The organism is Pedobacter sp. AC402, from assembly GCF_979252805.1.
Genome location: NZ_CEEDAI010000015.1, coordinates 1 through 13343, shown reverse-complemented (window position 1 = coordinate 13343; position 13343 = coordinate 1). Strand labels below are relative to the sequence as shown.

At 36.4% G+C, this 13343-nt stretch carries 15 protein-coding genes and 3 pseudogenes; 14 read left to right on the top strand and 4 right to left on the bottom strand.

What is annotated here, in order from left to right:
• Positions 1–16: 16 nt before the first annotated feature.
• The 3 genes from porK to AC0IWE_RS23595 form a co-directional block, all read right to left on the bottom strand.
• A complete protein-coding gene (porK, locus tag AC0IWE_RS23605; protein WP_471794989.1) occupies positions 17–1342 on the bottom strand; it encodes a T9SS ring complex lipoprotein PorK/GldK in 1326 nt (441 codons plus the stop codon).
• A 224-nt stretch (positions 1343–1566) separates the two neighbouring features.
• Positions 1567–2337 (bottom strand): uroporphyrinogen-III synthase, encoded by a 771-nt coding sequence (locus AC0IWE_RS23600; RefSeq protein ID WP_055913344.1) that lies wholly within the window; start codon positions 2335–2337, stop codon positions 1567–1569.
• 14 nt (positions 2338–2351) lie between these two features.
• Positions 2352–3308, bottom strand: coding sequence for a DUF4271 domain-containing protein (locus AC0IWE_RS23595; protein WP_471794988.1), 957 nt, complete (start codon positions 3306–3308; stop codon positions 2352–2354).
• A gap of 162 nt (positions 3309–3470) precedes the next feature.
• Here AC0IWE_RS23595 and hemW point away from each other — a divergent pair, with 162 nt between their 5' ends.
• The 12 genes and pseudogenes from hemW to AC0IWE_RS23535 all read left to right on the top strand — a co-directional run bounded on the left by hemW (position 3471) and on the right by AC0IWE_RS23535 (position 10668).
• Positions 3471–4604, top strand: coding sequence for a radical SAM family heme chaperone HemW (hemW, locus tag AC0IWE_RS23590; protein ID WP_471794987.1), 1134 nt, complete (start codon positions 3471–3473; stop codon positions 4602–4604).
• Positions 4605–4669: 65 nt separating this feature from the next.
• Positions 4670–5452, top strand: coding sequence for an SDR family oxidoreductase (locus tag AC0IWE_RS23585; RefSeq protein WP_471794986.1), 783 nt, complete (start codon positions 4670–4672; stop codon positions 5450–5452).
• 265 nt (positions 5453–5717) lie between these two features.
• A complete protein-coding gene (locus tag AC0IWE_RS23580) occupies positions 5718–6269 on the top strand; it encodes a fasciclin domain-containing protein (RefSeq protein WP_055913348.1) in 552 nt (183 codons plus the stop codon).
• Between the two features lie 364 nt (positions 6270–6633).
• Complete coding sequence (locus tag AC0IWE_RS23575; RefSeq protein WP_471794985.1) at positions 6634–6786, top strand: hypothetical protein; 153 nt, start codon at positions 6634–6636, stop codon at positions 6784–6786.
• 191 nt (positions 6787–6977) lie between these two features.
• Positions 6978–7762: pseudogene (locus AC0IWE_RS23570) on the top strand (DUF3050 domain-containing protein).
• A gap of 127 nt (positions 7763–7889) precedes the next feature.
• Positions 7890–8771, top strand: a pseudogene (locus AC0IWE_RS23565) (cupin-like domain-containing protein).
• Between the two features lie 131 nt (positions 8772–8902).
• On the top strand, positions 8903–9073 hold the full coding sequence (locus AC0IWE_RS23560; protein ID WP_471794984.1) for a maltose acetyltransferase domain-containing protein: 171 nt from the start codon (positions 8903–8905) through the stop codon (positions 9071–9073).
• Positions 9060–9485: a sugar O-acetyltransferase gene (locus tag AC0IWE_RS23555; protein WP_471794983.1), complete on the top strand. Its 426-nt coding sequence runs from the start codon at positions 9060–9062 to the stop codon at positions 9483–9485. The genes AC0IWE_RS23560 and AC0IWE_RS23555 overlap by 14 nt, the downstream gene beginning before the upstream one ends.
• A gap of 49 nt (positions 9486–9534) precedes the next feature.
• A complete protein-coding gene (locus tag AC0IWE_RS23550; protein WP_471794982.1) occupies positions 9535–9834 on the top strand; it encodes a hypothetical protein in 300 nt (99 codons plus the stop codon).
• A gap of 25 nt (positions 9835–9859) precedes the next feature.
• Complete coding sequence (locus AC0IWE_RS23545; protein WP_471794981.1) at positions 9860–10048, top strand: hypothetical protein; 189 nt, start codon at positions 9860–9862, stop codon at positions 10046–10048.
• Positions 10045–10383 (top strand): hypothetical protein, encoded by a 339-nt coding sequence (locus AC0IWE_RS23540; protein WP_471794980.1) that lies wholly within the window; start codon positions 10045–10047, stop codon positions 10381–10383. The genes AC0IWE_RS23545 and AC0IWE_RS23540 overlap by 4 nt, the downstream gene beginning before the upstream one ends.
• Before the next feature lie 45 nt (positions 10384–10428).
• Complete coding sequence (locus tag AC0IWE_RS23535; protein ID WP_471794979.1) at positions 10429–10668, top strand: hypothetical protein; 240 nt, start codon at positions 10429–10431, stop codon at positions 10666–10668.
• A gap of 323 nt (positions 10669–10991) precedes the next feature.
• On the opposite strand, the gene AC0IWE_RS23530 is transcribed toward AC0IWE_RS23535, so the two are convergent.
• Positions 10992–11327 carry a Cif family virulence factor gene (locus tag AC0IWE_RS23530; protein ID WP_471794978.1) on the bottom strand — a complete coding sequence of 112 codons (336 nt, stop codon included), beginning with the start codon at positions 11325–11327 and terminating at the stop codon, positions 10992–10994.
• Positions 11328–11420: 93 nt separating this feature from the next.
• Between AC0IWE_RS23530 and AC0IWE_RS23525 the strand changes: the two genes are divergently transcribed.
• On the top strand, positions 11421–12302 hold the full coding sequence (locus tag AC0IWE_RS23525; protein WP_471794977.1) for a carbohydrate kinase family protein: 882 nt from the start codon (positions 11421–11423) through the stop codon (positions 12300–12302).
• A 339-nt stretch (positions 12303–12641) separates the two neighbouring features.
• Positions 12642–13343, top strand: a pseudogene (locus AC0IWE_RS23520) (vWA domain-containing protein); the annotation flags it as partial.

Sequence of the window (13343 nt, the reverse complement as noted above, 5' to 3'; positions counted from 1 at the left end):
TTTAGTTTATTTTGGTTTAATTTCTTAAGTCGGTACCAGGGTAAGATGAAACACATCTGAAACCAATATATGATCTTTGTGTATCTTGATATTCGTAAGTAGCTACTGCATTTTGTAAGAAATAGCCAGTATCTTTCCAAGAGCCTCCTTTAACTACCTTACGCTTTTTATATTTGCTATCATTAGCACCCGCGTCATAAGTAAAGTTAGGATTCAGATCATGTAACAATGGGCTGGCACCTTTATTATATGCAGTTAATGTCCATTCAGAAACATTACCAGCCATATTGTACAAACCATAATCGTTAGGGAAATAAGATCTTACACCTACAGTATAAATACCACCATCGCTCGAATAATCACCACGGCCTGGTTTAAAATTGGCCTGCAAACAGCCTTTGGTATTTCTAATGTAAGGGCCACCCCATGGGTATTTAGTTTTGGTATTGCCACCTCTTGCAGCATATTCAAATTCTGTTTCAGCAGGCAGTCTATAATCTGATCTTGATCCAACCGGAAGTTTCCTGGCTGTGGCAACACCATCATACAATCTTGTTCTCCAGTGAGAGAATGCTTTTGCCTGCTCCCAGCTTACGCCAACTACAGGGTAATCATCATAAGAAGGGTGATTGTAATAACCACGAACCATTGGATCGTTTTGTGAATAAGAATAATCCGTTTTCCAAACCATTGTATCCGGATAAATAGCAACGTTATAACGGTCGATATAATCCTGACGCTTAGCATTTGGATTCTTATGGCCAATTGCTGCCTTTTCCATATTGAGTTCGGCATAAGAATATTCAAACTTGCGAACATCCAGTTCTTTTTTGCCTGGAAGAGCATCTAAACCTGAGTAATACATCCCATCAAGCTGACTAGCCTGAGCAGCAGCAGTACCTCTACCCCTGTTGCGCCAAATATTTGAACCATTTGGTCCAACTTTTTTCCAATCGATGTATTTTTCTCCACCAACTGCAGCGGCAGCATTACCTCTTGGGGTAATCATAAACTGCTGAGGATTGCCCATCATTACAATGGCAATCGAATCGCGTACCCAATTGGTAAACTGGCGGTATTCAGCGTTCGAGATCTCAGTCTGATCCATGAAAAATGCACTGATAGTAGTCATTCTACTCGGCCCGTTCTGAGAAAAGGTAATATCCTCATCAGAACCTCCCAGTGGAGTATGCCCAGGCGGTATATAAACCATTCCTAGTGGGATTCTATCGTTTTTAAATTTTCGGTTATAAGCACCCACCAGCTCACCCTGACCGCCATGGCCACAGCTTGCTAGCATCACAGTTATACCTACAATAGCTAGAAAGTAGATTTTCTTCATATTTTTTACGGTGTGCAAAGCACGATTAGGAGCAATTTTATCAAAAATCACTACAATTATCAACAAAAGCAAATATTTTACATGAAATCATCACTAAAAGGCAATTAAAATTTTGTTAACTAAATTTTAACCACCTCTAATTTTGTTAATAATATGCGTAACTCTCTTATTTACAGCGAAGTTACGCATTTATTATAATGACTAAAAATAATTTATAGAATGTATTATTTATTAGATATTTTGATGTAATTCTCAATAGCCATCGTCATTGATGGCACACCTGGGGTTGGTGCGGCGATATCTACAATAAGATCCATATCCGTACAAGCCTTACTTGTATTCGTTCCAAAAGCTGCAATACGCGTGTTGTTTTGTTTAAAATCAGGGAAATTTTTAAACAAAGACTGGATACTTGACGGGCTGAAAAAAGCAATAACATCATAAAAAACTTCAGCAAGATCAGATAAATCGCTCACAACTGTTTTAAATAAAACAGCAGGAGTAAAATTATATCCGCTCTTTTCAAGAAATTTCATGGTATCTTCCGTAGCCATATCCGAACAAGGATATAAAAATTTCTCGTTCGCATGTTTTTTTAAAACTTCAGCTAAATCTGCTGCAGTTTGTTTTCCGAAAAAGATTTTACGCTTTCTGTATTGAATGTATTTTTGCAGGTATAATGCGATGGTTTCGGAAAGACAGAAATATTTTAGCTCTGCAGGTACATCATAACGCATTTCTTCGCAGATTCTAAAGAAATGATCTGCTGCATTGCGACTGGTGAAAATAACCGCGGTAAAATCGGCTAAATTGATTTTATCTTTCCTAAAGTCTCTTGCTGGCACACCTTCAACGTGAATAAAAGACCTGAAATCAACTTTTAAGTTGTGTTTTTTGGCCAAATCGTAGTAAGGAGATTTTTCTGTTTCAGGTTTTGGTAAAGTAACCAAAATACTTTTTACTTTGCGGATTCTAGAGTCGTTCTTTTCTTGCATTTTCCTTTTTCCTGCTACAGCCCTATCGTTTTTATTAGTATTAGGATAGGACATATTTCGAGGGCGCAAAAATACAAAAATAAATGCATTTTAGAAAACTTATTATTAGAAAGTATAGTTATACCCGCTCTCAGTAGTTGGAAAGCAAAAATTATGCCTAACAACAAGAACGCCAACACGATATACACGGCCCCATATTTAAGCGGCGACAAGGCAAAAGCGACTACCAAAGGGATAAATAATAGCGAAGCATTGAAGTAACTGAGGTACAATATGGAAATATATTCACCCACCGGTTTCTGAACATTGAAGAGGTAACCTAAAAAACGCAAAAGGATAAGTTTCAGCGCATAAAAAACAATAATTGTAATGGAGATGCTGAAAAAAAACTTAAATCCATCCTTTGCCTGGTACATATCATTCCACTGTGCCACAAGGAAAAAAAACATCCCGAAAACAAATCCAAACTGCACAAAAAGCAACAAAAATGGCCACGAGCTAAAAAGATTGTCTTCTTTGTTAATATTGTTTAAAATCCTGTTGCTAAAAAATGATTGTACAATTGCCGAAAGTTGCTTCGAAAATGCATTTTTTAAAATGGCAAAAATGATTAACATGCCAAAAATAAATCCCAATAAACCAACATTTCCTTTCGGAATTTTTGTACCCAGTTGATAGGGGTTTGCTTTTTTCTTTAAATGGTGGTATTTCTTATGCCATGCCCACAAATCGAGTTTTTTAAAAAGATATTCCTTTTCAATGGTATCTATCAGGGCGTTTTTATTAATTAAACTATCGGGCAATACCCAAGTGTGATGAATGAGAGAATCCGTAGAAAATTTTTGCCTGGCAAGTGTTGCAGAATCCGGCCTGTACCGCCTGTACCTATACTGATTTACTATTGCACTATCCGTTTGTACAGGAATTTGCTGGGCTGCTACAAATTCTGCAGACCATAAAAACGCGAACAAAATGAAAAGAAATTTCGGCATGTAGTCCATCAAGCTTAAAGTTGCAAAAGTAGTTGAATAATCATTGTTTACCTAAAGAAAATAAACGGATAATTTTACAACTCTGGCAGAGGTAGGTTATTATGACATTAAAGAAAAACTAACTTCATTATCTTTGCGCCAATGGCTGGTATCTATATCCATATTCCTTTCTGCAAAAAAGCTTGTCACTACTGCGATTTTCACTTTAGCACTTCCTTAAAATATGCTGATGAAATGGTGGATGCGATCTGTAAAGAAATTAAAATGAAAAAAGACCGGATTTCTGGTCAGGTTGGAAGCATTTATTTTGGTGGGGGAACGCCTTCTATTTTATCTCAAAATGCTTTACAAAAGATTTTTGATGCCATTAACCATACTTTTTCAGTTGATTCTGCTGCCGAAATTACCATCGAAACCAATCCCGATGATTTAACTGCTCAGAAATTAAAAGCGCTTAAACAGCTTCCCGTTAACCGCTTTAGTGTTGGTATTCAATCTTTTTATGATAAAGATTTAATCTGGATGAACAGGGCACACCACGCCCGGGAGGCTGAAGATTGCATTAGAAGAAGTCAGGATGCCGGCTTTGAAAACTTAACACTCGATTTAATTTACGGGTATCCCTTACTCACCGATCAGAAATGGCTGAACAACATTGCAAAAGCAATCGAGCTGGAAGTTCCACATATTTCAGCTTATGCTTTAACCGTTGAGCCGCGAACCGCCTTAGCTCATGCCATTAAAAATAAGAAACAAATACCTGTAAGCGATAACCAAAGTGCGGCACAGTTTGTAATTTTAATGGAAAAACTGGTTGAGGCAGGTTTTGACCATTATGAAATTTCCAATTTCGCCAAGCCGAACCATTATGCAGTACACAATACCAATTATTGGAAAGGTATAAACTATATTGGCATCGGGCCTTCGGCACATGGTTTTGATGGACAGAACAGATACATGAATCCTGCCAATAATGCTTCATTTATAGAAAGTTTGGCCCATAATAAACTCCCGGAAATTATTGAAACACTTAGTATTCACGACAGATTTAACGAGTATGTAATGACCTCCCTCAGAACGATGTGGGGAACCGATCTTAAAAAGATAAATGCAGATTTCGGGAAAGATTTTTTGGAAGAAACTACATATAACCTTAAAAATTTCGAGGATAAGGATTGGCTGATCATTGATGGGGATAATATCCGTTTAAGCAAGAACGGAAAATTATTTGCCGATCATATTGCTTCAGAATTGTTTATTATTGAGAATGATTAAGGAAACGGATTAGTTATATTTCAGAAAACCCATAGTTCATCATTCTTAATTCAATATAAAATATTATGTCAAAAATTGTATGGATTACAGGTGCATCATCAGGAATTGGCGAAGCATTGGTATATGAATATTTTAAGGCTGGTGATAAACTTATTATTTCAGGCAGAAACCGCGACGAACTTTTTAGGGTGAAAGGCAATTGCCAAAATTCTTTTAATGTACATGTGGTACCCTTCGATTTGAGCGAAACGACTACCCTCGAAAGTAAAGCTGCTGACGCGATACGCATTTTTGGCAAGGTAGATTTATTGATCAATAGCGGAGGCGTTAGTCAGAGAAGTTTATCACTCGAAACCAATCTTCAAACGGAACAACAGATTATGGACACCAATTTTTGGGGAACGGTTGTACTCAGTAAAGCAGTTCTTCCATCAATGATTGCCAATGGCAGTGGCCAAATTGTGGTAATTAGTAGCTTGGTAGGAAAATTCGGCACGAAATTCCGCTCTACCTACGCTGCGTCGAAACATGCTTTACATGGTTATTTTGATTCGCTCCGTTCGGAAGTTTACGATAAAAACATTGATATTACCATCATATGCCCAGGTTTTATTAAAACCAACGTAACTTATAATGCACTTACCGGAGATGGCAACCCGCTAAACAAAATGGGTGATGCTCACGAAAATGCCATGACGCCCGCTCAATGTGCAAAAAAAATTGTAGATGCTGTTAAAAGCAAAAAAGAAGAGGCTTATATCGGCGGAAAAGAAACCAAAGCGGTTTTATTGAAGCGTTTTTTTCCAAAAATTTTTTCAAAAAAAGTAAGAACTGCTAAAGTGAATTAGTTTGATGGAGGTTGGCACTAAGACTTTTGAGCGATTCTTTAACGCTTGCAAATCGGACAAATTTTCATGATAAGTTAAAAACAGATGGCTGTTAAATAAACTTGGTTTCGCTGAGAACGACAGCGGCACATTTTAAAAATCATAAAACAAAAAAAATAAAACACTAATAATCAAATAATTAAAGAATAATTTTCATTTCTAAAAACCAAGCATCTGTAAGCCGTCGTAAATGGAATCAAATAACAGAAACTTAAAATTAGAAATAATGAAAAATTTAATCTTATCAGTATTTGCCGTAATTACAATGGCATTCACAACCCAAGTTTACGCTCAAAAAAACCCAATGGTGGGTGGAGCAGCAATGTATCCTGCTAAAGATATTGTAGACAATGCAGTAAACTCAAAAGACCACACTACATTAGTTGCAGCAGTTAAAGCAGCAGGCTTAGTAGAAACTTTAAAAAGTAAAGGTCCTTTCACCGTTTTCGCACCAACAAACGCTGCATTCGATAAACTTCCTGCAGGAACTGTTGACAATTTGGTTAAACCAGAAAACAAAGCTACCCTTACAAAAATTTTAACTTACCATGTTGTTGCAGGTAAAATGGATAGCAAAGCCATTGCAAAAGCAATTAAAGCTGGTGGTGGTAAAGCAGAATTAACAACAGTAGAAGGTGGCAAACTTTGGGCTTGGATGGAAGGCAAAAAATTAATGTTAAAAGATGAAAAAGGTGGAATGAGCACTGTAACTATTGCAGATGTTTATCAGAAAAATGGTGTAATTCACGTAGTTGATACCGTATTAATGCCTAAATAATATTTAATATATCCTTTTGATCAACAAAAAACGTTCTGGCAATAGCTGGAACGTTTTTGTTTTAAAAAAACAAACTACATTAAATCCATAGTTATTTATTTATCGTAAATATGGGCATAACAGCAAAATATATCCTTATTAATTGATATTACTCGACCCGTGTGATTTTTTTAAATTAACGTTTTTGCTTAACCGTAAAAACGTTTTTTTATGTGTAAATGATAGTCAGGGTTATTTTTAATTTATTGTCAGCCATTTTTCAAGTTTTAGCTTTCGTAAAGCCTGTTGTTTTTTAACTATTTAATTTTGCTTCATTAATAGTTATTTAACATGAAATTCAATTTAACATGGAGATACCTTATTTATGCCAACCGGATACTGGCACTGGATGAAATATCTGGACGGATCATTCTCAATTAGTTTAAGAGCCTGGGACAAAAGCTGGGCTGTGAAAGCAAAAAGCTTGTATAACTTAACTTTACAGCGTAAATTTGACGACTTTATGAAAGCCAACTAGCGCGAAAAGTACATGCACTGGAAAGAAAAACTTGCGGTTAAAAAAGCAAATAAAGCATTAGAAAAAAATTTACCAAAATAATAATTATTGAATGATGAAATGAAGGACCGATTGGATGAGCATATTTTATGATGCTAGTTTAATCCATCTCGCATTCGCAATTTAAATTCAATAACTCAATCATTCAATATATGCATCCTAACATTATAAAAATTCAAGAGAGAATAGAGCCGCTAAGGCAAGAAATCATTAACCATAAAGTTTATTCGGCCATTAGTGAACTGGAAGACCTCAGGATTTTTATGGAACATCACATATTTGCTGTTTGGGATTTTATGTCGCTGCTTAAAGCCTTGCAGATCAACCTCACTTGTACCACCCTTCCGTGGTTTCCGGTAGGTGATCCGGTAACGAGGCAATTAATTAATGAAATTGTAGCAGGCGAAGAATCGGATGTTGACGCAAATGGTGCGATTAAAAGTCATTTTGAACTTTATTTAGATGCAATGGATCAATGTGGTGCCAATACGAAACTGATCAATACCTTTTTGGAAGGTTTAAAAAATGGAAAAAGTTTCGAGGAAGCTTTCGAAACAGCAGAGGTGCCTGCAAGTGTCAGGATTTTGTAAATGCCACTTTTGAAACCATTAATAGCGGAAAAACACATTTACAAGCAGCTAGCTTTACATTTGGCCGTGAAGACCTGATTCCAAACATGTTTTTTAGCATGGTAAACGATTTAAACAGTACACAGGCTGATAAAGTATCAATTTTTAAATATTATTTAGAACGTCATATCGAAGTAGATGGCGACCACCATAGCCACCTCGCATTATCGATGACGGAGAAACTGTGCGAAAAAGATGAATCTTTTTGGGTTGAAGCAGAAGAAACCACCAAAAAGGCCCTTCAAAAAAGGATCGATCTTTGGGATGCTGCCTATGCCGAAATTGTTAAAAATAAAGTTGAAGCGTAATTATTAAATTGTTAAGTATTTGCTAATTTAGATTACGTGATTTTAGTCACATTTACCTCTGAACATCGATTTTGTAAAATAAAATTTACACATTTGTTGTTCGGCACAAATAACCGATTTTAAGCGCATGAGTTTCATTTTAAAACCTGTTGATATCGTTGAGAGCATCACTCCCGAAGATTTTAAGAAAAATTATCTGAAAACTAAACGTCCGTTAGTAATCAGGGGCCTAACTAAAGATTGGCCTGCCAGAGAAAAATGGACAACCGAATATTTAAAACAAATTGGCGGTGATCTGGAAGTTCCATGTTATGACAACTCTAAAGCAGATCCATCAAAACCAATTAATGCGGCTACCGCACACATGAAATTTGGCGATTACCTCGATCTGATTAAACGTGAACCAACGGAATTGAGAATCTTCTTTTTTAACCTGTTTAAAAAAGTACCAAGTTTAATAAATGACGTAAAAATCCCTAAGGATTTAATGGGTGGTTTTATCGAAAGTATGCCAGCAATGTTTTTTGGTGGTTCTAGACTCGGTAACTTTTTTACATTACGATATCGATTTGCCACATATTTTTCATACCCACTTTGGTGGCAGAAAAACACATTGTACTTTTTGATAACAAATGGAAAGATAGGTTATATTGCTTGCCAAATGCAACTTATGCCTTGGAAGATTATGATGTGGCCAATCCTGATTTCGAAAAATTTCCTGCGTTAAATGGTGTTGAGGGCTATGAAGTTTTCTTAGAACATGGCGATACCTTATTTATGCCAACAGGCATGTGGCATTGGATGAAATATCTTGATGGTTCATTCTCGCTGAGTTTAAGGGCTTGGGATCAATCGATCACACGTGAAAGTAGCCAGCGTTTGGAGTTTATTTACCCATGGCGCGATTGACAGTTTAATTAAAATGACTTTTAAAGAGAAGTATGCGAACTGGAGAGAGAAAAAAGCAGTAAAAATTGCAGAAAAGGCTTTGGCTAAAGGCAGACCTTAATGTTATTATAAGCAAAATATAGCGGGGCATCGGGTTACGATAGCCCCGTTTTTTTTTACATATTGTATACTAACACAAAATAAAATCAGAAATCTATAAATGGATCCCAAAGATCCACCGAGAAAGAAAAAATGTTAGCCGGTAAAGCTTACCAGGCTGGTGGAGCAGAATTATCAAAAGAGCGGTTAAAAGCACGCGAAATTGTTTATGAATTTAACAATCTTGCTCCAAAGTTTATTAAACAACGCAAAGAGTTATTAAAAAAGACTTTTCGGAAAAACAGAACGCATGTTTTATGTTGAGCCACCCTTTAGATGCGACTATGGTTATAACATTGAAATCGGTGATAATTTTTACGCCAATTTTAACCTTGTTATTTTAGATTGCGCCAAGGTTAGTATTGGGAATAGTGTTTTTATTGCGCCAAATGTTGCTATATATACGGCCGGGCACCCCATCCACGCACATTTAAGAGATCAGGAATATGAGTGGGCGCAGGAAGTAACCATTGGCAACAGCGTTTGGATTGGTGGGAATGTTGTGATTAATCCTGGGGTTACAATCGGATCAAATGTGGTTATCGGATCTGGCAGTATTGTTACCAGGGATATTCCGGATAATGTTTTCGCTGCTGGCAACCCATGCAGAGTGATCCGCCAGTTGACAGATGCAGACAAAGATTACTATTATAAAGATTTTAAGTTGGAAGAATAATCTTTATGCAACTTTAACCTTCTTTATATCGTCTTGAAAGAAAACTTATATGATGAAAACAGCTATAACATTTTTCTGTACAATTTTTGTTTCATTGCCTGTATTCGCGCAAAGTATTTCCAAAGCAGATGCTATTGAAGATATCAATTTTCTTGATAAAACAATCACAGTGAGTTCTAATCCATTCTTATTTTCTTCAGCCTCTAAATACCTGAAGAAGGTAAATCAATTAAAAAGTTCAATTCCAGATTCTATTGATACCAAACTTTTTACTTTGAAACTTACAGAAATGACAGCTGTTATTGGTGATGCCCACACTGCACCAACGATTATACGAATCTATTTTTAAATCAGATTTCCGTAAGCCTATTTTTTTGCCAATAACATTTATTGCCGACAAAAAAAACAAAGTTTATGCAGATGGAAAATCAAAGTCTGATATTATTCCGGTTGGAGCGGAAATTCTTTCAATTAATGGAACATCAGTACAAAAATTTTATCAGGAATGTGCATTAAGAAGTGGCGGCTTCAATCCTACAGCAACGAAATCGCGATCAAAATGATGGGCTATAACTTATATCTTTCTGATATTAAAGCACCATTTAAAATAGTATATATCTACAAAAACAAAAAACAGATTAAAACCCTTTCAGAAGGAACAATTTTAAGAAATATAATTGCTGATGTATTTCCAAATTTGGTGAATAATCCATATTCATTCAGAATATTAAAGAATAAGATTGGTTATATAGAATTAAATACTCTTGAAGGAGATTACCATCCATACTTAAAGTTTTTTGATTCATGTTTTACCATTATAAAGGAAAAGCACCTCAAAACCATTGCAATCGACATCAGAAAAAACACCGGCATTTTATTAATGCAGATTTACTTTTAGGCTATTTCAACTCAAAAAAATATACGCTAACAAGCGGAAAATACTGTGAAAATAAGTCGGTTGTATAAAAACGAATTAATTAAACATGGAGATAGCAGTAATATTTACCTAAAACAGGATGACGATAGCATTTGGCAAACCGAAACATGTGCGCCATATGATCCAAAATATATTAGTGAAGAAGCATTTTTCAAAGGTAAAGTTTACGTTATTACTGGGCCGATGACATTTTCGAGCGCAAATATGCTGGCAGACGGTATTAGAGATTTAATCTCGCAACACTAATTGGCGAACCTACTGGAGAAAATACAAACGACTTTGGTGAAGGCTATCGCTTTCTGCTTCCCAAGAGCAAAATTAGCATGAGTGTATCCACAAGTTTTGATTTGGGAGCAGATTGCAACGACAAAACAAAACATCCTGTCAATCCAGACAAGTCTATCTACACGAGCTATATAGATAAAATTAAAGGTACCGATCCTGTACTTTTATATATATTAAAGGAAGCGGAATAACTAACTACTATGATCAACAATTACTTTCCATTCTCCTTTAATTTTTTTGATCAAGAGTGTGAAAATATTCCTTTTAACTCGTCTTTTTCTCTTTTAACATCCCAACTCCCCAACACAAAGGCCAGGTCGGGTTTTAAAAAATCTACTTTTTTTATCCCGAACACTGAAAAAGCCCATGGCAGATTTATCCGGATAACCTTTTTTATAATTATCCAAAGTTTTTTGCCAACCATATGTTCGTCCGCTTTTACCCACAAAAAGTAAACTATCCGATTTTTCGTATCCTTGCATAAAAGCTTCCACATCGCCTTTATTCCAATCTGTACGTTGTTTTTCGAGCAGGTTGAGAATCGCTTGTTTTTCTTTTGCATTTTGGGCAAACACGCTGAATGACATTAAAAGCAGGGCAATTACGAGTAGTTTTTTCATGATTGTTTAAAATATGGTAAAAAATAAAGATATGAAACAAATTATTTTGTTCCATGCGTAAAAATTCCTTATTTACGTATCTATAAATCTTCTATGCAAAATAAAGTAATTACAATTGGCGAAATACTTTGGGATGTTTTCCCGGAGGGAAAAAAAGCTGGCGGCTCAAGCATGAACGTAGCACTCAACTTACACAAACAAAGTATAGAAAGTAGTTTTATCAGTGCTATTGGAAACGAAGAAAATGGTAGAGAACTGTTTAATTTTTTAGCCAACAACCACTTTGCAACCGATTTAATCCAGGTAAATGCGGAACTGCCAACCAGTACGGTTGTGGTGCAGCTGGATGAAAACCATCAGGCTACCTATACCATTAAACAGCCGGTGGCCTGGGATGATATTAAATTAACAGATGAAAATATTGCAGCAGTTAAAGCGGCGGATGCTTTGGTATATTGCAGCTTAACCTGTAGGGAAGAAAAATCAAGAAAGACCATTCTTGCACTTTTAGATGATGCAAAAATTAAAATATTCGATATTAACCTTCGGGCGCCCTTTTATACTAAAGATTTAATAGCAAAACTTTTAGCAAAAGCTGATATATTAAAAATAAACGAGGATGAAATTTTATGGGTTAAAGAATCGTTCGGTTTAACTGGCAATACCGACGAACAGCTTTTAAAACAACTTTCTACTCAATTTAATATCGAAACCATTTGCCTTACACTTGGTGATAAAGGTGCTTGTGTGTTAAAAGATGGCAAATTGTTTAAACACAAGGGCTATAAAGTACAAGTGGCCGATACGGTTGGTGCCGGTGATGCTTTTTTAGCCACGTTTATAGCCTGTTATTTGCAAGGTTACCCAATGGAAACCACTTTAGATAATGCCTGCAAAGTTGGCGCTTTTGTAGCCTCACAAGCTGGTGCCAACCCTGATTATAACAAAAAGATCTACCATATGGCGCTTGGGTAAGCTTTTGCCTTTTTGCCACGGATGGACGGATTAACACGGAAAGTTTAACCTAATAGGCAGCAGTTAAAACGGTGGGGTTTGCGTTAGGGATTGGAAGGGTTAGATTACCGATCCTTCATCGGTACCGGAGCGAAGCGCAGCCCTGAAAAGCCCGACCCTTGCGCAGCTTGGGAAACGCCCGGATCAGTTTGACAGCTTTTAGTTGACAGTTTATAGTTTCAATTTAACCATGCTTTGGTCTTTCGGCTTTTACCTTTCTGCTTGGCACCAAATATGACACCGCGCTTAAATTAATGCAAATCGAAACTTTTATCTTCGATAAATCGTTAATACAAGCACATGAGAGGTTTTCGTTTTTCTGATTATAAGCCTGGCGATACGCCAAAAGGTGGGTTTGATGAGTTGCTTAAATTATTTAGCGAATTGCTAAATTATACAGCTGGAGATGCAGCAGAGGCTTTAAGCTGGCTGAACGAACTCGACAAACAATATAAATTAACCAATAATGATTACGGAATCGGTAATTTTATTGATGACCTGAAAGATAAGGGCTACCTTACGGAAGACAACCAATCGGGAGAATTTAAAATTACCGCTAAAACGGAACAAACGATCCGTAAATCGGCATTGGATGAAATTTTCGGGAAACTGAAAAAATCTGGTCGCGGGAACCACAACAGTAACCAATCGGGCATTGGTGAAGAAAAAATGCCGACAGGCGGGAGTATAGTTTTGGTGATAGTTTAGACCAGATCGATATGACTGCTTCGATTCAAAATGCACAAATTAACCATGGTATTGGTGATTTTAGTTAACCGACCGAGATTTGGAAGTGGAGGAAAAAGATTTTAAAACCTTAACCTCTACTGTGCTGATGATTGATATTTCGCACTCGATGATTTTGTACGGTGAAGACCGGATTACACCTGCAAAAAAAGTGGCAATGGCTTTAGCTGAGCTGATTAAAACGAAATATCCTAAAGATACACTGGATATTGTGGTATTTGGAAATGATGCCTGGCCGATAAGCATTGAGCCTAC